Source organism: Pseudoflavonifractor sp. 60 (genome assembly GCF_009911645.1).
In the GTDB taxonomy this organism is placed as follows: Bacteria; Bacillota; Clostridia; order Oscillospirales; family Oscillospiraceae; genus Lawsonibacter.
Map to the genome: position 1 here is coordinate 49,027 of NZ_QWKI01000004.1, position 18,250 is coordinate 67,276.

At 58.3% G+C, this 18,250-nt stretch carries 13 protein-coding genes; all 13 read left to right on the plus strand.

The annotated features are described in order from the left end of the window. Window positions 1–76 precede the first annotated feature (76 nt). The 13 genes from D1646_RS01010 to D1646_RS01070 all read left to right on the plus strand — a co-directional run bounded on the left by D1646_RS01010 (window position 77) and on the right by D1646_RS01070 (window position 18,176). Complete coding sequence (locus D1646_RS01010; protein WP_160634636.1) at window positions 77–2,050, plus strand: methyl-accepting chemotaxis protein; 1,974 nt, start codon at window positions 77–79, stop codon at window positions 2,048–2,050. 206 nt (window positions 2,051–2,256) lie between these two features. After that, window positions 2,257–2,967 (plus strand): LytTR family DNA-binding domain-containing protein, encoded by a 711-nt coding sequence (locus D1646_RS01015; protein ID WP_160634637.1) that lies wholly within the window; start codon window positions 2,257–2,259, stop codon window positions 2,965–2,967. After that, window positions 2,964–4,310 (plus strand): ATP-binding protein, encoded by a 1,347-nt coding sequence (locus D1646_RS01020; protein WP_160634638.1) that lies wholly within the window; start codon window positions 2,964–2,966, stop codon window positions 4,308–4,310. The genes D1646_RS01015 and D1646_RS01020 overlap by 4 nt, the downstream gene beginning before the upstream one ends. Before the next feature lie 197 nt (window positions 4,311–4,507). After that, a complete protein-coding gene (locus D1646_RS01025; RefSeq protein WP_160634639.1) occupies window positions 4,508–7,501 on the plus strand; it encodes a glycoside hydrolase family 3 N-terminal domain-containing protein in 2,994 nt (997 codons plus the stop codon). 68 nt (window positions 7,502–7,569) lie between these two features. Then, window positions 7,570–9,987: a glycoside hydrolase family 3 C-terminal domain-containing protein gene (locus tag D1646_RS01030; RefSeq protein WP_160634640.1), complete on the plus strand. Its 2,418-nt coding sequence runs from the start codon at window positions 7,570–7,572 to the stop codon at window positions 9,985–9,987. Between the two features lie 14 nt (window positions 9,988–10,001). Next, window positions 10,002–10,562: a hypothetical protein gene (locus D1646_RS01035; RefSeq protein ID WP_160634641.1), complete on the plus strand. Its 561-nt coding sequence runs from the start codon at window positions 10,002–10,004 to the stop codon at window positions 10,560–10,562. Window positions 10,563–10,687: 125 nt separating this feature from the next. Then, on the plus strand, window positions 10,688–11,596 hold the full coding sequence (locus tag D1646_RS01040; RefSeq protein ID WP_160634642.1) for a TerD family protein: 909 nt from the start codon (window positions 10,688–10,690) through the stop codon (window positions 11,594–11,596). A 43-nt stretch (window positions 11,597–11,639) separates the two neighbouring features. Continuing rightward, window positions 11,640–12,344: an AIM24 family protein gene (locus D1646_RS01045; protein WP_160634643.1), complete on the plus strand. Its 705-nt coding sequence runs from the start codon at window positions 11,640–11,642 to the stop codon at window positions 12,342–12,344. Window positions 12,345–12,453: 109 nt separating this feature from the next. Continuing rightward, window positions 12,454–13,143 carry a recombinase family protein gene (locus D1646_RS01050; protein ID WP_160634644.1) on the plus strand — a complete coding sequence of 230 codons (690 nt, stop codon included), beginning with the start codon at window positions 12,454–12,456 and terminating at the stop codon, window positions 13,141–13,143. 34 nt (window positions 13,144–13,177) lie between these two features. Then, window positions 13,178–14,968 (plus strand): DHH family phosphoesterase, encoded by a 1,791-nt coding sequence (locus D1646_RS01055; RefSeq protein ID WP_160634645.1) that lies wholly within the window; start codon window positions 13,178–13,180, stop codon window positions 14,966–14,968. Window positions 14,969–15,231: 263 nt separating this feature from the next. Further along, window positions 15,232–16,788: an S-layer homology domain-containing protein gene (locus D1646_RS01060; protein ID WP_160634646.1), complete on the plus strand. Its 1,557-nt coding sequence runs from the start codon at window positions 15,232–15,234 to the stop codon at window positions 16,786–16,788. 74 nt (window positions 16,789–16,862) lie between these two features. Beyond that, the gene (locus D1646_RS01065; protein ID WP_160634647.1) at window positions 16,863–17,087 is read left to right on the plus strand and encodes a S24 family peptidase; all 225 of its coding nucleotides are present in this window, start codon (window positions 16,863–16,865) and stop codon (window positions 17,085–17,087) included. A 666-nt stretch (window positions 17,088–17,753) separates the two neighbouring features. Then, entirely contained in the window at window positions 17,754–18,176 is a 423-nt protein-coding gene (locus tag D1646_RS01070; protein ID WP_160634648.1) for a MarR family transcriptional regulator, read from the plus strand. Window positions 18,177–18,250 lie beyond the last annotated feature (74 nt).

Consider the following 18,250-nt stretch of genomic DNA (forward strand, 5'->3'; position numbering starts at 1 on the left):
GGCAGAACATATAATTGTAGAAAGCCCCGATGGCCCAAGCTGGCGCACTCGGAAGAATGAGTTGAGGTGGAGAGAGATGAACAGTATCCGGAAAAAAATTACAGTGTGTTTGATGGCAACCGTACTTATTGCCCTGGTGCTGGTGGGAACGTCCAGCATTGCCCTAAACTACAGGAACACAATCGCTACAGTGGATCAAATGATGAGTGAAACTGCGGTGCTGGCAGCTGAGCGGATCGAACAGGAGCTGACTGCCTACAAGAACGTGGCAATGGACACGGGCTGTATTCCTCAGCTGTCCGCTTTCTCCGCTTCCACAGAGGAGAAACGGGCTATCATTAACGAACGGGTGTCCATGCACGGCTTTCAGCGGGGCAATATCATCGGTGCGGACGGCCGCAGCATTTTCGATGGCAACGACTACTCCGACCGGGAGTATGTAAAGCAGGCTATGCAGGGCAACGTATACGTCTCTGAGCCCCTGATTAGCAAAATCACCGGCGAGCTGTCCATTATGGTGGCAGCCCCCATCTACACTGGCGGGACTCGCAACGGTCAAATTACTGGGGTCGTCTACTTCGTGCCCCCGGAGACCTTCCTGAATGATATCGTCTCCTCTATCAAGGTCAGCGAGCACTGCCAGGCCTATATGATTAATAAATCAGGCGACACCATTGCCGACGTCACGCTGGATACCATTACAACCCAGAACATTGAGCGTGAGGCCCAAAGTGATAAGTCCTTGAAGGGACTGGCAGCCATCCACGAGAAGATGCGCCAGGGGCAGAATGGCTTTGGCAGCTTCCGCAGCTCTGACGGACACCGCTTCGCCGCCTATGCTCCCGTGGGCGGCACCGACGGCTGGAGCCTGGCGGTCACCGCTCTGAAAACTGACTACCTGTCTGATACATACCTGGGCATGATTATCAACGTTGCGGTAATCGTGGCCTCCATTCTGGCCTCCATCGTAGTGGCGGTGAAGCTGTCCAGCAACATCAGTGTACCCATGCGGGCCTGTGCCGCCCGGATGAAGCTGCTGGTGGAGGGTGACCTGGATTCCCCTGTCCCCCAAGTCCTGGGTCGGGATGAGACCGCCGAGCTCACCCAGTCTACAGCAGATATGGTGGCCGGGCTGAACACCATTATCGGCGACATCGGCTATCTGCTTAATGAGCTGGCAACCCAGAACTTTGACGTCACCTCCAGTCACCGGGACGCCTATGTGGGAGGCTATCAGAACATTCTGTTGTCCATGCGCAACCTGAAAATGTCGCTGAGTGAAACCATTCGCCAGATCGACTCCTCCGCCGGCCAGGTGTCCTCCGCCAGCGGACAGGTCTCTATGGGCGCTCAGACCCTGAGCCAGGGCTCCATGGAGCAGGCCAGTGCGGTGGAACAGCTGGCAGCCACCATCCAGGAGATCTCCCAGAGCGCCAAGAGCACCTCCGCCGCCGCCGGAGAAGCGGGCCAGTTTGTAGAGGAGGCCGGTGCACATCTGGGGATCAGCATGGAGTATATGAAGGAACTGAATCAAGCTATGGAAAGGATTTCTAGCTCCTCCACAGAAATTTCTAAAATCATTGCCGCCATTGAGGATATCGCCTTCCAGACCAATATTCTGGCCCTTAACGCCGCTGTGGAGGCCGCCCGGGCTGGCGCCGCAGGCAAGGGCTTTGCCGTGGTGGCTGATGAGGTGCGCAATTTGGCCTCCAAGTCCGACAAGGCCGCAAAGGCTACCAAGGACCTGATTGGAGCCTCCATCCACGCCGTCACCGAGGGTAAGGAGGCTGTGGGCAAGGTCACCGAGGCCCTGAATCGGACTGCCACCAGCGCGGGACAGGTGACCTCCAAGATGGAGATTGTGGTACACTCTGTGGAGAAGCAGACCTCGGATATCGCCCAGGTCACCGAGGGTGTGGATCAAATTTCTGCGGTGGTCCAGACCAACAGCGCCACCGCCCAAGAGAGTGCCGCCGCCAGCGAGGAGCTGTCCGCCGAGGCCGCCAGCCTGAAACAGCTGGTAGGTCGCTTCACCCTTGCAAAGAACTAAACCCTCCGGTGCGCAGTCCCCTGTTCCGGTTTTTTGTATATTCCAAAACACTGCACACTGGACCGGCATCACAAAAATAGCAATGACGAGGGCCGGCGCGGCAATGGAGCTGCGCCGGCCCTCAGCGGACAGGCAGCGCAACACGCAAACTCTTTCAATCTCCATATTCCAGAACTGCCACAGACATTAAACGGAGGCGAGGAGCTATGATCCGTATCCTGATCGCAGAGGACGACCAGCAATGTTTTCAGCAGATGGAACAATTTATCCACGACTACAGCAAGGAGACCGGACGGAATTTCCACATCACCCACTACGACAACGGCGAGGACCTGGTGGAGCGATACCGTCCGGAGTTTGACCTGCTTCTGCTGGATGTGGATATGCCTTTTATGGATGGGATGACGGCGGCGGGCCACATCCGGAAGATGGACGCGGAGGTGGTGATTGTCTTTGTCACCAACCTGGCTCAGTACGCCATCCAGGGCTACTCGGTGAACGCGCTGGACTACATCCTCAAGCCACTGAACTACTTCTCTTTCTCCCAGCGCCTCACCCGGTGCCTGCGCTATGTCAAAAAGCGGGAAAACGCCTGCCTTACGGTGGCAGTGAAGGGGGGCGTACGCAAGCTGGAGGTGGAAAGTATTCATTACATTGAGCGGCTGGGCCATCAGCTGATGCTGCACACCCGCGATGGGGTATACGCCTCCTCCTCAACTCTTCAGCAAATGGAGGAAGCGCTGGCCGGCAAGGGGTTCGCCCGCTGCAACAAGGGCTATCTGGTAAACCTGGCCCATGTGACCGGCGTACAGGACGGCTGCGCCGTAATTTCCGGGGAAAAGCTGCTCATCAGCCGGGGCCGGCGCGGGCCCTTCCTGGACGCTCTGGCCGACTATGTGGGAGGGATACAGGTATGAGTCAGGTCTACTTTTCTGATATCCCCCGGCTCTACACTGCCATCGCCGAGTGGCTGGCCTGTCTGATGTTTCTCCCCAAAATCCCTCTGCGCTTTACCGGGCTCCGGCTGTGGGGGACACTGGGACTGGGGCTGGGGCTTCAATGTCTGTTCCTCAGCCTCACCGACGGACTGCCCATCGGCCTGTGGCTGCCCTGTATGATGGGGGCGGTTGGACTGATGTTTATCCTAATCCTTCTATGCAGCAGCATCTCCCTTCTCAGCGTGGGCTACTTCACCGCCTGCGCTTTCCTGACGGCGGAGTTTGCCGCCTCCCTGGAGTGGCAGCTGTGGTCCTTCTTCCGGCACCGCCTGAACTGGGACTCTCCGCTGCTGTCCCTCGCCTTTCTGGCAGTGGTCTATGCCCTGGTGTTTGAAGTGATGCTCTGGCTGACCAGCCGGCGGAAGGACCCGCCCGCCGCCTTTGTCTTTCGGTTCAGAGAGCTGTGGCCTCCGGTGGTCATCAGTGTCACCTGTTTCCTGATGAGCAATCTATCCTTTGTCTACTCCAACACCCCCTTCAGCAGCTCCGCCATTGAGGGCATCTATAACATCCGAACCCTGATGGACCTGGCCGGGGTCGCCATGCTGTACGCCTACCACGTTCAGCGGTGTGAGCTGTATATGCAGCGGGAGCTGGACGCCATCCAGAACATACTGCAAAATCAGTATATCCAGTACAAGCAGTCCCGGGAGAGCATCGATGTGGTCAACCGGAAGTATCACGACTTGAAGCACCAGATCGCCATCCTCCGGGCGGAGCAGGACCCTCAGCGGCGCATGGACTTTCTGGACGGCATGGAGGAGGAAATCCGCACCTACGAGTCCCAGAACAAGACAGGCAACTCGGTACTGGACACCGTTCTCACTGGCAAGAGCCTGTACTGTGCCCGCCACGGCATTGAGCTGACCTGTGTGGCAGACGGGGCCCGGCTGGATTTCATGGACGTGATGGACCTGTGCTCCATCTTCGGCAACATCCTGGACAACGCCATCGAGTGCGAGCTGGGTATTCAGGACAAGAAGAAACGTCTGATCCACCTGGCGGTGTACACAAAAAAGGATTTTCTGGTCATCCAGTGTGAGAACTACTGTGAGGTGCGCCTGGAGTTTCAGGACGGCCTGCCCGTCTCCACCAAGGGGGACGGAGCCTACCACGGCTACGGTATCAAATCCATCCGCTACGCTGCTGAAAAATACGGCGGCACGATGAGAGTTTACAACCGGGACAGCTGGTTTGAGATCAATATTGTCATCCCCCTCCTCCAAGCGCCGGGGCCCTCCCCTGCCGCCTCTCCGTCATAACGATAAGCCCTTTTGTTTGAACCGCCAAACAGAAGGGCTTACTTTTGTACAACATCCACAGAGCGAAAAACAGTTTGTGCCGGAAAATGAGCAGTTTGCGCGGAATCTATGTTGGAGATACTTTTTTGTGATATGATTCGCAGCGTAAAGACCGGGGCGGCCGGCAGCCCCGACCAACAGGAAAAGGAGAGGTATCTATGATGAATTTGCTTGCGAATTTGTTATCCCCCATCTTTGCCCCTATGGGCGTCAGCTACGCCGACCTACAGTCCTATCTGGATATGTGCAGCGCCTATGTCTACGTCATTCTGGCAGCTCTGGCGCTCATGGTTGTGGCCTTGGTGGCCGCCGGGAAGGCCAAAAAGGGCCTGCGCGGCCTGATCCGCTGGAATGCAGTCATCGCCATGGTCGCGGTTGTGGCTGTCTGCGTCAATCTGATCTGCTTTGGCCCCATGTACACCAACGTCTCCGGCGCCCTCAACGCCGCCAAGGTGAACCTGTCCGCCGAGACGGTGGCCGCCAGCAAGGAGGCCATCCAGAAGGTGGGCGAGGAAGGCCTGGTGCTGGTGAAGAACAACGGCCTCCTGCCTCTCACCGGCGAGGGTAAGAGCCTGAACGTCTTCGGCTGGGGCTCCACCAATCCCATCTTCGGCGGCACCGGCTCCGGCTCCTCCGACGCCTCCACCGCCGTGGGCATCCTCCAGTCCCTGAAGGACGCCGGCTTCACCACCAACGAGGAGCTGACCAAGCTGTATACCGACTACCGCGCCGACCGCCCGGTGATTGATATGCACTCCCAGGACTGGACCCTCCCCGAGCCCACCGCCGACGCCTACACCGACGCGGTGATGAGCCAGGCCAAGGGCTTCTCCGATACCGCAGTCATCGTCATCTCCCGCTCCGGCGGCGAGAACGCCGACCTGCCCATGGATATGTACGCCCTGATCCACGGCACCTACAATATTGAAAGCCAAGTCTCCTACGCCCCCGACAACTACGACTACTTCAAGGGCACCTATACCAACAACGGCAGCTATGACGACTTTGAGCAGGGGGAGCACTACCTGGAGCTGTCCGTCACCGAGGAGAACATGGTGGAGAAGGTATGCTCTGAGTTCAGCAATGTGGTGGTGGTCATCAACGCCAACAACGCCATGGAGCTGGGCTGGGTGGACCAGTACCCCTCCATCGGCGCCGTCATCCTGGCCCCCGGCGCGGGCAACACCGGCTTCGCCGGCCTGGGCAAGATCATCTCCGGCGAGGTCAACCCCTCCGGCCGGACGGCGGACACCTACGTCAAGGATTTGACCGCAACCCCCACATGGAACAACTTCGGCAACTTCGACTTCAACAACGTGGACGACCTGCGCCGCCAGATGGTGGAAAACGACGGCGCCTATCAGGGCGTGGTCTCCTTCGTCAACTACGTGGAAGGCATCTATGTAGGCTACAAGTTCTATGAGACCGCCGCTCAGGAGGGTCTGATTAACTACAACGACTATGTTCAGTACCCCTTCGGCCACGGCCTGAGCTACACCACCTTCACCCAGGAGATTACCAACTTCTCTGACGGCGGCGATACCGTCTCTCTGGATGTGCTGGTAACTAATACCGGCTCCGCCGCCGGCAAAGAGGTGGTGGAGGTCTACTTCGAGCCCCCCTACACCAACGGCAGCATTGAGAAGGCCAGCGTCAACCTGGTCCAGTTCGCCAAGACCCAGCTTCTGGAGCCCAACGCCTCCGAGACCATCCACTTTGACATCGCCAAGGAGGACTTCGCCGCCTATGACGACGGCCTGAAGATCTCCGGCGGCGGCTATATTCTGGAGGCCGGGGACTACACCCTGACCCTCCGCTCCAACTCCCACACCGTTCTGGATGCCGCCACCTTCACCGTGGACGCCGACGTGGACTACAGCTCCGGCCGGCCCAGCGACCTGACCCCCGCAGTCAATCAGTTCCAGGACTACTCCCGGGGCGACTTTGTTCAGCTCTCCCGGGCCAATGGCTTCGCCAACTACGCCCAGGCCACTGCCGCTCCCGCCGCCTCCGCTTTTGCCATGAGCGCTGAGACCCGGGCCGCTGTGGAAAAGAATCTGTTCGGCTACTACGACCCCACCGCCCTGGACGACCCCAACGACCAGATGCCCACCCTGGGAGCCAACAACGGCCTAAAGCTCATCGACCTGGTGGGCAAGGACTACAATGACCCCCAATGGGAACAGCTGCTGGACCAGCTCTCCTTTGAGGATATGGTCACCATGATCAACATCGGCGGCTGGCAGACTGCGGCGGTGGACTCCGTGGGCAAGATCGCCACCTCCGACTGCGACGGCCCCGCCGGCCTGTCCAACTTCATCACCGGGGCCTACGGCACCGCCTACCCCTCCGAGGTCCTGATGGCCCAGACCTGGAACAAAGAACTCATCTATGACATGGGCGTGGCTATGGGGCAGGAATACGCCGAAGCCAGCAACTACGGCTGGTATGGTCCCGCTATGAACACCCACCGCTCCGCCTTTGCCGGGCGCAACTTCGAGTACTTCTCTGAGGACGGCGTGCTGGCCGGCTATCTGGCTGCCGCCGAGATCAACGGCGCGGCCACCAAGGGCATCTACCCCTACATCAAGCACTTTGCCCTCAACGACCAGGAGACCAACCGCTGCGCCGTCCTGCTCACCTACGCCTCTGAGCAGACCATCCGGGAAATCTACCTCAAGCCCTTTGAGCGCTGCGTGAAGGACTACACCGGCAATTGTATCGCCGCCATGTCCTCCTTCAACTTCATCGGAACCCAGCCCTCCTGCTCCAACCCCGACCTGCTGAACACCGTCCTTCGGGACGAGTGGGGCTTTGTGGGCATGGTGGAAAGCGATTACAACGGCTCCTATGGCTATATGATCTCCGACCACTGCGTGCGCACCGGCAACGACCTGATGCTGGCCTTCGGTCAGGCAGAGTCCAACAAGTTCACCGACCAGAGCGCCACCGCCACGCTGGCTATGCGCCAGTCCTGCAAAAATATTCTGTACACCATCGGCAACAGCGGCTACTACGCCAACGGCGATCCCACCGGCGGCATGGACAACATGACCAAGACCTTCCTGATGGCCGATATCGGCATCGCTGTGGTCCTGGCAGCTGCCGAGGCTCTGCTTCTGCTGAACTACCGCAAGCGCAAAGTCCAGTAAACCACAACTGCCGGGGAGAGCGCCCGCCGACCGGCGGGCGCTTCCTGTGAAGGAAGGAGCAAAATCTGATGAAGCATGAGGATATCATCAAGAAAATGACGCTGGAGGAGAAGTGCTTTCTCCTCTCCGGCAAGGATTTTTGGCAGACCCGCAGTGTGGAGCGGCTGGGTGTCCGCAATATGACCCTGTCCGACGGCCCCCACGGCGTCCGCAAGCAGGCGGGAGCGGGAGACCAGCTGGGTTTGAATCCCTCCCTTCCCGCCACCTGTTTCCCCACCGCCGCCACCATCGCCAACTCCTGGGACCCGGCTCTGGGCGAGGAGATCGGCCTGTGTCTGGGGGAAGAGGCCGCCTCCCAGGGGGTTGGGGTACTGCTGGGCCCCGGCCTGAACATCAAGCGCAGTCCCCTGTGCGGACGGAATTTTGAGTACTTTTCCGAGGACCCCTATCTGGCGGGCAAGATGGCCGCAGGCTACGTGCGGGGCATTCAGAAAAACGGCGTGGCCGCATGCCCCAAGCATTTCGCCTGCAACTCCCAGGAGCTGAGGCGGATGGCCTCCGACTCGGTGGTGGACGAGCGGACTCTGCGGGAGATCTACCTCACCGGCTTTGAGATTGCTGTGAAGGAGTCCCATCCCAAGGCAGTGATGTCCTCCTACAACCGGGTCAACGGCGTCTACGCCAACGAGAATTACCACCTGCTCCAGGAAATTCTGCGGGACGAGTTCGGCTTTGACGGCTTCGTGGTCTCCGACTGGGGCGGCTCCAATGAGCACATTGAGGGCGTCCAGGCGGGCTCACACCTGGAGATGCCCACCACCGGCGGCGACTCCGACCTGGAGCTGGTCCAGGCGGTCAGGGACGGGAAAATCAGCGAAGAAGTCATCAATCAGCGGGTCGATGAGCTGGTAGATGTGATTCTCTCGGTCACCAAAGCAATCGCCCCGCTGGAGGGCAAGCCTTTTGATATCGACGCCCACCACAGGATGGCCGCGAAAGCCGCCGGGGAGTCCATCGTCCTGCTGAAAAACCAGGGAAATATTCTGCCTCTGAAGAAGGGGGCGAAGGTGGCGGTCATCGGGGAATTTGCCCAGAAGGCCCGGTATCAGGGGGCGGGCTCCTCAGTGGTCAACCCCACCAAGGTGGACAACACCATGGACTTGATTGGAAATTACCCCCTGGAGGTGGCGGGTTTTGAGGCCGGTTACCCCCGCAGCGGCAAGGGAGACCCCGCCATGCAGGCCAAGGCGGTGGAGCTGGCCAAGAGAGCGGATGTGGTCCTGCTCTATATCGGGCTGGATGAGATCAGCGAGTCCGAGGGCCTGGACCGGCCCCACATGAGGCTGCCTAAGAGCCAGGTGGACCTGCTGGAGGCGGTGGCCGCCGTCAATGCCAACGTGGTGGCGGTCCTGTCCGCCGGTTCCGCAGTGGAGATGCCCTGGCTGGACAAATGCAAAGCGGTGATCCACGGCTACCTCTGCGGCCAGGCGGGGGCGGGGGCCATGCTCCAGGCTATTTTAGGGGAGATCAACCCCTCCGGCAAGCTGGCGGAGAGCTATCCGCTGAACTATGAGGATGTATCCTCTGCGCCCTACTTCCCCGCCAAGCAGCGCAATGCCGAGTACCGCGAGGGCCTCTATGTGGGCTATCGCCATTTCGAAACCGCCCATATCCACGTTCTCTTCCCCTTCGGCTACGGCCTGAGCTACACCACCTTCACCTACGACGGTCTGCACATCAGTGACAAGGAAGTGACCTTTACACTGAAAAATACCGGTTCCATGGACGGCGCTGAGGTGGCCCAGCTGTATATCTCCAAGGCGAACGGCCAAATCTTTCGGCCCATCAAGGAGCTGAAAGGCTTCCAGAAGGTTTTCCTCAAGGCCGGTGAGAGCAAAACCGTCACCATTTCCCTGGACGACAAGTCCTTCCGCTATTTCAACGTGAAAACGAACCGGTTCGAGGTGGAGGGCGGCGAGTATCAAATTTTAATCGGCTCCTCTGCGGCGGATATCAAGCTGTCCGGCTCCATCACCGTGAAGGGCACCGGCGCGGAAAATCCCTATGACGCCCAAAAGCTGTCCCCCTACTACAGCGGGGATATCAGGCAGGTCTCTGACCAGGTCTTTGAGGCTCTGCTGGGCCGCCCCATTCCCGACAGCAGCTGGAGCGGGACCCTTACCATGAACGACGCCATCTGCCAGATGTACTACGCAAAGAGCGGCCTGGCCCGGTTTGTCTGCAAACGCCTCACCAATATGCTGAACAAGAGCATAGAGAGGGGTACCCCCAACCTGAACCTGATGTTCAACTACAATATGCCCTTCCGAGGCATTGCCAAAATGACCGGCGGCATCTGCACCATGGAGATGGCGGAGGGTATCCTCACCATTGTCAATGGCCGCTTCCTGAAGGGTCTGGGGCAGATCATCGGCGGCTTCTTCCGGGCTGGAAAAAAGCACAAGGCCGCTGAGGCTATCAAGTAAGGAGGTCTCCAATTATGAATTTTTGGAGCGATTTTGCCCAAAAACACCCCGGCGCAGCCAAATGGATCCGGGAGGGCGGCCTGTTCTTCCTGTTCAGCAACCTGGTCACGGTATGGCAGTATCTGCTGATCCAGTTTCTGCCCGCCGCCTTCTCCCAGTACGCCAATGTGGAGTGGATGTGGCCCGGCATCCCTATGAGCCTGCTGGGGGCCGACTTTACCTTCAACATCCTGGGCTACAGCGTGAAGGACGGCGGTCTGGCCTACTTCATCGCCTACCTCATCGCCACCTTTACCGCCCAGTGCATTAACTTCCCCCTACAGCGGAACATCACCTTCCGCAGCCACGGCGCCATTCCGCCCCAAATCGCGGGCTACTTTGTTGGCTGGGTGGGGGTAACTCTGGTGGTCAACTCCATCAACAGTATCTGGGTCGGGGTTGCCGGCTCTCTGGGCGTCCCCAATTTCCTGTACAACATCCTGACTACCGTCCTCACCGGCGGCGTGTCTATGGTTATTTTCTTCGTCATCAACAAGATCATCTTCCCCGAGGGGGAGGCAAAACAGGCTGGATAAGTCAAACAAGGGGCATTCCGAGGCAGCTTGGAATGCCCCTTGTTTTTTTCATTGATTTTGTGGGGCGTATCCTGTATAATGTGGGGTGAGAAACGGGAAAAAGAGCGGTTGGGGGAGAAAATTTTATGGTCGATATCCCAATGACATCCAAAAAGCCTATGCGCACCTCTGAGCTGGGGGGAATCAACCGGGTTGGTCAGTCCCAGAGCCTCCAGTCACTGTGTGCGGGCCAGACTGCCCCCAGAAGGAGCACTCCCCCGCCCAACCGCGCTCAGAGTACTCCCCCACCCAATCGCGCTCAGAGTACTCCCCCGCCCAACCGGGCCCAGAGTACTCCCCCACCCAACCGGGCTCAGAGCACTCCCCCGCCCAACCGGGCCCAGAGTACTCCCCCGCCCAACCGGGCTCAGAGCACTCCCCCGCCCAACCGGGCCCAGAGCGCTCCCCCGCCCAGGCGGCCCCATCCGCCCGCCGCCGGGACCATGGTCCAGAAGGGGCAGAAAATATCCCTCTCCCAGCTGGACCCCACCCTGGAGCAGATCGAGGTGGGCATGGGCTGGGACCTGGGTCCCGGCGGCCGGGGATATGACCTGGATGTGGAGGCCTTTCTCCTGAAGGCGGACGGAACCGTGCCGGGGGACGACTGGTTTGTCTTCTACAATCAGCCGGGCAGCCCGGACGGGGCGGTGCGCCTGCTGGAAGCCAGCGTCTCTGGCGACGACGCGGTGATTCAGGTCCGCCTCAGTCAGGTCAACCCCGGTGTGGCAAAAATTGCCTTTATTGTCACCATCAACGAGGCGCGGACACATGGCCGGCACTTCGGCAACGTGGCCAACGCCTACGTCCGCATTGTAAATTCGTCAACCCGCCGGGAGCTGGTGCGCTTCCAGCTGACGGACTACTACAACAGTGTGTGCAGTATGGTGGTGGGCGAAATTTACCGCTATAAAAATGAGTGGCGCTTCAACCCCGTGGGCAACGGCACGGGGGACGATTTGGAGGGCTTGTGCCGGCGGTACGGCGTCAACGTCTGACCGCGGGAAACGAAATGGACTGTATCAAGATGGAGGTCGGATTGTGGCATTTTTCGAGACAGTAAATGAGTTGACTTTAAAGATTACCTTTGACAACGGGGAGCGTGTCCACACCAAGGCGGGGGCGATGATTGGCTTTCAGGGCGATTTGAACTTTGACAAGGAGCTCCTGGGGCCTGGTCAGAGTGCGGGAAGCGCCTTTATGGGCCAAATCACCCGCCGGCTGACGGGCGAGAACCTCCCCCTGATGCTGGTAACCCCCCGGGGCAGAGCGGTGGGCTATTTTGCCAATCTGGCCCAGCACATTGTGGTCTTGGATCTGCAGCGGGGCGAGCGGGTCAGCGTGGAGAGCGAGAATATTTTGGCCTTTACCGAGTCCTGCCAGTACAGCGTGCGCTTTATGGGGGCGGGCGTCATCAGCCAGAAGGGGCTGTTTACCTCCACCATCATCGGGCCCGGCCAGTGCGCCCTGCTGTGTGACGGCAACCCCATCGCACTGAACGCCCCCTGTACCGTGGACCCGGACGCCTTTGTGTTCTACGTGGGCCAGGAGGACCCCCAGTTCCGCACCCAGATCAGCTGGAAGAACTTTATTGGACAGGCCTCTGGCGAGTCCTATTTTCTGGATTTTCACGACCCCAGGACAACAGTTGTCATCCAGCCCAGCGAGCGCACCTCCGGCATTGACATCGGAATCGATGGCCGGGGCGGCAGGCCCAGCAGGCAGGACAACCGCCTCTTCCGCTGAGGACACAAGCTGTCCCACTTATGCGAGACCAGTTTTCCCTCCATGGACAGGACCGGTTTTTTTGATAAAATAGACTGACATTCGATTGAATTCTAAGGAGGAAATTGGAATGTCAGGAAAGACCTATGGCTATGTCCGCGTATCAACCCGAGGCCAGAAGGAGGACCGGCAGGTGGCCGCCATGGAGGAATTTGGCATTCCGGCGGCACACATTGTGGTGGAAAAACAGTCCGGGAAGGACTTTTTGCGGCCAATCTATCTCCAGCTGGTCCAAATTCTGGAGCCCGGCGATGTATTGGTCATCAAAAGCATTGACCGGCTGGGCCGGAACTACGACGAAATTCTGGAGCAGTGGGCCTGCCTGACCAAGGAGAAGAGGGTTGCCATCGTTGTTCTGGATATGCCCCTGCTGGACACCCGGGAGGGCCGCGACCTCACCGGCACCTTGATTGCGGATATTGTGCTCCAGCTGCTCAGCTATGTGGCCCAGACCGAGCGGGAATTCCTTCGCCAGCGCCAGGCTGAGGGCATCGAGGCGGCCAAGGCCAAGGGAGTCCGCTTCGGCCCGGACCGCATCCCCATGCCCGACACCTTTCCGCTCCTGGCGGAAAACTGGCACCTGGGCCGGGTGACCGCCGTTCAGGCCGGCCGGGAGCTGGGAGTCTCACGCACCACCTTTACACGCCGGGCGGCGGAGTGGGGGGCGCGCAATGGGCTCCAGCGCAGTCTGGCCTCCCAAAAAGTGGGACGGCCTAAAAAGATAGGGCTTGAACTCTGCCGTAAAATTGAGTTAAAATAGCATGACCCATTTCTTGCAAAAAGGAGTGTTTCCTTTGATCCTTGAAGAACTTCTCCCCTTTGAGCAAATCACCATCCAGTGCCACGACGCCCCGGACGCCGACGCCATCGCCAGCAGCTACGCGCTGTTTCAATACCTCAAGAGCCAGGGAAAGTCCCCCAGGCTGGTTTACAGCGGGTACGAGATGATCTCCAAACCCGACCTGAAAAAATTGTGCCAGATCTATCACATCTCCTTCGATTACATCTCCGACCCCCAGAATGAGGAGCCGGTAGAACTGCTGGTAACGGTGGACTGCCACCCCAATTTCCAGTCCAATGAAAACAAGGTCTCCCTCCTGCCGTGCAAAAATATCGCCATCATCGACCACCATGCCGAGCCGGACATGCAGGCCATGCTTGACAAGCTGCGGGAGCGCTGCGGCCCCGACGCCGCCATTTTCTGCGAGTTCCGCACCAGTTACGGGTCCTGCTCCACCATTCTGTGGGATATGCTGTGTAAAGCTGGCTGGGAGCACAATATCTCCACCAAGCTGGCCACCATCCTGTATTTCGGCCTGTACATTGACAGCTGCTACTTCCAGCGTCTGAACGACACGGACAACATGGATATCAACATGATGAAGACGCTCAATTACGACCGCAGCGTCTTTGACCAGCTGAAGTACTCCAACCTCCACCTGGAGGACCTGCGCATCTTCGGCGGCGCCCTGTCCCACCTCCATTGCAGCGAGGAATACCCCTTTGCGATGGCGGAGACCGCGTGCTGCAGCCCAAATCTGCTGGGTACCATCTGCGACATGATTATGGGCGTGGAGGGTCTGGACGCCTGCATCACCTACTGCAAGCGCCCGGAGGCGGTCAAGCTGTCGGTACGCAGCACCAATCCGGACATTCCGGCGGATAAGCTGGCCGAGTGGATCGCCCGAGACCTGGGCAACGGGGGCGGGCGCAACATCAAAGTGGCTGGATGTACCTTAAATCTGAATCAGCTGGAAGCGGTCTGTGAAAGCGACTTCTGGCTTGGGCGCCGCGAGGCGGTGGGGCAGCTGATTTTCAAGCGGATCACCTCCTACTTTGAGAAGGAGGTCCAGCGTCATGCCGGCGGCGAGGCAGCAGCGGCGGAGGGCAGCGCCATTGATCTGCTAACCCGTCAGGCCCAGCAGGGCGACGCCAAGGCCCAGTACCAGCTGGGCTCCCATTACGCCCAGGGTGTAGGTGTCGAACAGAGCTGGACCGAGGCGGCCCTGTGGTACGCCAAGGCGGCAGAGCAGCACCTCCCCGCCGCCCAGCACAGCCTTGGGGTATGCTACGCCTACAAGAGGGGCGTTCCCAAGGACCTCAAACGGGCAGCAGAGCTGTACCACAGCGCGGCAGAGTCTGGCTATGCCCTGGCCCAGAAGGACCTGGGGGTGTGCTATGCCCGAGGCAGAGGGGTTGACCAGAGCTGGGAGAAGGCCGTCGAGTGGTACAAAAAGGCGGCGATGAACGGAAACGCCCACGCACAGCACAACCTGGCTCAGCGCTACGCCAGAAATGAGGGCGTGGAAAATCAGTCCCACGAGCAGGCCTTCTTCTGGTATCACAAGGCGGCGGAACAGGGCTACTCCTGGTCTCAAGAAAAGCTGGGCGACTGCTACGCCGGCGGAATGGGAACCGACCAGGACTGGGTTCAGGCCGTTTACTGGTACACCAAGGCGGCAGAGCAGGGAATTGAGGACGCCCAAAAGAAGCTGGCCGACTGTCTGAAGGAGGGCCGCCCCGGGGTCCCCCAGGATCTGGAACGGGCCGCTTACTGGCGTCAGTGCATCTATCAGCGCTCCTGATATTCCGTTCCATACATAGCCTCTGAACTTTTACAGGGTTCAGGGGCTTTTATGATGAATCGGGGGCCTCCGCAGTGAAGCGCTATGGTTGCTGGTTCCCCCCCTGGAGAGGGAGGAAATGGGGATAAAATCTCTCCACTCCAAAAACTGGATGAAGCTTGCACAGTACTTCGGAAGGTGCTATAATGCAGTGGGAAAATCTTCCGCGCTCAGATGGAGAAACCGGAATATGGACCAGAACTATATCATCATAGGAGGCCATTATGAAACACAAAATATCTCGCCGTTTCACCCAAATCCTGTGCGCACTGGTTCTGCTGCTGTTATCCGCAAACATTGTGGCAGCCGCAGGCGCTTCCAGATTCAGCGATGTCAAGAGCAGCGACTGGTTCTGCGACGCCGTGGTCTGGGCCGTGGATAACGGCATCACCTCTGGCACCAGCGCTACCACCTTCTCCCCCAACTCCACTTGCAGCAACGCTCAAATTCTTACCTTCCTCTGGCAGGCCGCCGGAAGACCGTCCGCCTCCATCTCTAATCCCTTCCGCAATGTCTCGGCCAGCGACTATTACTATCAGCCGGCGCTGTGGGCTTACGAGAAGGGCCTGGTCTCCGGCGACAGCTTCAACGCCGGGGAGGGCTGCACCCGAGCTATGGCGGTGACCTACATCTGGAAGGCAAAGGGAATGCCCGCCTCCTCCTCCCCGGCCAGCTTTACCGATGTTTCCACGCAGGATGAAACGCTGTCTAAACCGGTTTCCTGGGCGGTGGAGAGCGGCGTCACTTCCGGCACCACCAGCACCACCTTCTCCCCCGACAGCATCTGCACCCGGGCGCAAATCGTCGCCTTCCTGAGGCGGGCCTACGATGAGAGCGCGTCTCAGCCCTCCGAAACTCCTGCCGCCCCCCAGGCCACTGACGAGTGCGCCCAGCTTCTCAAGCTGATTAACGTCCGGCGAGTCGAGGCGGGACTGAAGGAGCTGGAGGTCTATGACAGCCTGGCCCAGGCGGCGAAAATTCGGTCGGAGGATATCTCCAAGGGCTATGTCGAGGTCCGTGCCGACGGTTCCAGCTGGGACAGCGTCATCACCGAACTGCCCAGCACCACCGAAAGCCTGTACGAGACCATAACGGGCGGAAGCGGCACGGCGTCGGACATCTACTCCGTGATGATGAACAACCCCAACGCCTCCGCCGCCATGGTGAGCAGGGACTTTACCCATATTGGTATTGGCTACTACTATAACGCCAATGGCTATGGCGGTTTTCAGGATTTCTGGTCGCTGCTGTACATTGATGCCGGAACCCCTGGCGCGCCCTCTGCTCCTTCCACCAATCTCCCCTCCAATGTTCCCTCCGGCGACGATACCGGCAGCTTTGACCCGGTTCCCATGAAGGATCTAGCCAACCGGAAGAGCCTGCAAAAGAAAGCTACCGATGAGCAGCTGGCTCAGGCCTACGCAGTTGCCCTGGAAATCGTGCGGCCCCTGGCGGGACTGTCTAAAGAGGAGCAGCTTCAGGGAATTGCCATTGCGATCCGGCAGATTTTTGAAAACGGAATGGAGTACTCCATGTCCGCCGACCACTACAACGACCCCTACGGCTACTTTATTCTGGGCTCTGCCTCCTGTGCCGGATGCACCCGCGCAACCGGTCTGTGCCTGAATATTTTGGGGATCCCCTATGAGCATATCAACGAAAACGAGTACTCCCACCAGTGGTGCCGGGTCAACATTGACGGCACGTACTGGATCTGTGACGCCTATGGCCTCTACTGCGGCCCTGAGCCCGCCCCCTATGCCCATCCCTTCTTCTCTTAAATCGGGGAAATGTACCGTTGAGGCCAGCTTGAACACCTCCGGGGAACTCACCCCCTGACGATATCAAGGCGGACGTGGTTTTTCGGTATGTTGGTGACAGCATTATAAATGCCCATATCTTTAGCGGCGACGTTGTGTTTGTGCGGCTACAGCCGGAGGTTGAGAACGGGCAGATAGCTGTGGTCCGGGTCGGCAATGAATACACTTTAAAGCGTGTATATTCCCATGAGGACTACGTGGAACTCAGGCCGGAGAATCCGGTGCATAAGGCTATCATCTTGCGCGGCCACCAAAAATGATGGAACACCGGTACAGCCGGAGCAGGACACGGCCCCATCTTCCGCCCCGCAGCCCGAAAAACCAGCGGCTTCGGATGGACAGCCCACTAATTCAACCACAAATACCAAGACGCAGCAGCCAACTACAAATATTTCCCTGTCTAATTTTCCTTCCGCAAATCCAAGCGGCAACACTCAAAGCGTTGGAAATAGTCAATCCTCCAATCTTAATTGGCCTGAAGGAAAGTTTTTGGCTAGCAAGAATAGAAAAGTGTATCACTGTATGTACTGCGAAAGAGGAATGACTGGAGCAGTGAATATAAGAGAAGAAAATAAAATATGGTTTGACTCAGAGGCAGAAGCAAAAGCTGCCGGAAAGGAGCGTTGCGGAAACTGTTGGTAATGGACCAATCATAAAAAACCGCCAAGGATATCACGGAGCATTATACCCAGATTGATGTCGATTTTTGAAAACCGAAATTTGCAAAATGGCGTAAGCTTATAGCTTACGCCATAAATATGTGCAAAATACAAACGAAAAATCTTATTAAATAATCAGAAACATCAAATGTTTACAATAAAAATTCTGCAAAAAAGTTTACCAGTATTAAAGATAGTTTAAAATAACAGCAGGCTATTGACATAAGATAAAAAGCACGCTATTATTTAAGGCGGGGGGAATGAACGATGGAACAGCGGCAGGACTGCGGATTACTGATAAAGCAAATTAACGATGAGCTGCGGAAAAACGCCAACAACGCACTTCGGTCACTGAACATGACCTTAACCCAGCTGGACGCCCTGGCAGCGCTGAACCCGGCTCCGGAGGGGCAGCGGTCGCTCAAGGAGCTGGAACAGATTTTGCACGTGGCCCAGTCCACGGCGGCAGGAATCATGGTGCGGCTGGAGCAAAAGGGCCTTGTGGAGAGCTTTGGCGATTCTGCCGACCGGCGGATCAAGCGGGTTCGGATCACGCCGGCGGGTATTCAGTGCCTGAGCATCGCCCTGCATCACCGGGCGGAGGCGGAGGAACAGCTCCTCTCCGGCCTGACGGAAACCGAGCGGGACATCTTCTGTACTCTTCTGAAAAAGGTACGGGATTCCCTGTAAAGGGACCGTCGCTAACAGCGTCGGTTGACTTTCCCCAAAATAAAAGCAAGCTATTAACAGTATCATTTTGATTA

Coding starts and splice junctions, on each gene's coding strand:
- D1646_RS01050 (WP_160634644.1), top strand. CDS start 12,454: ATGTCAGGAAAGACCTATGGCTATGTCCGCGTATCAACCCGAGGCCAG.
- D1646_RS01035 (WP_160634641.1), top strand. CDS start 10,002: ATGAATTTTTGGAGCGATTTTGCCCAAAAACACCCCGGCGCAGCCAAA.
- D1646_RS01030 (WP_160634640.1), top strand. CDS start 7,570: ATGAAGCATGAGGATATCATCAAGAAAATGACGCTGGAGGAGAAGTGC.
- D1646_RS01010 (WP_160634636.1), top strand. CDS start 77: ATGAACAGTATCCGGAAAAAAATTACAGTGTGTTTGATGGCAACCGTA.
- D1646_RS01015 (WP_160634637.1), top strand. CDS start 2,257: ATGATCCGTATCCTGATCGCAGAGGACGACCAGCAATGTTTTCAGCAG.
- D1646_RS01060 (WP_160634646.1), top strand. CDS start 15,232: ATGAAACACAAAATATCTCGCCGTTTCACCCAAATCCTGTGCGCACTG.
- D1646_RS01040 (WP_160634642.1), top strand. CDS start 10,688: ATGGTCGATATCCCAATGACATCCAAAAAGCCTATGCGCACCTCTGAG.
- D1646_RS01025 (WP_160634639.1), top strand. CDS start 4,508: ATGATGAATTTGCTTGCGAATTTGTTATCCCCCATCTTTGCCCCTATG.
- D1646_RS01070 (WP_160634648.1), top strand. CDS start 17,754: ATGGAACAGCGGCAGGACTGCGGATTACTGATAAAGCAAATTAACGAT.
- D1646_RS01020 (WP_160634638.1), top strand. CDS start 2,964: ATGAGTCAGGTCTACTTTTCTGATATCCCCCGGCTCTACACTGCCATC.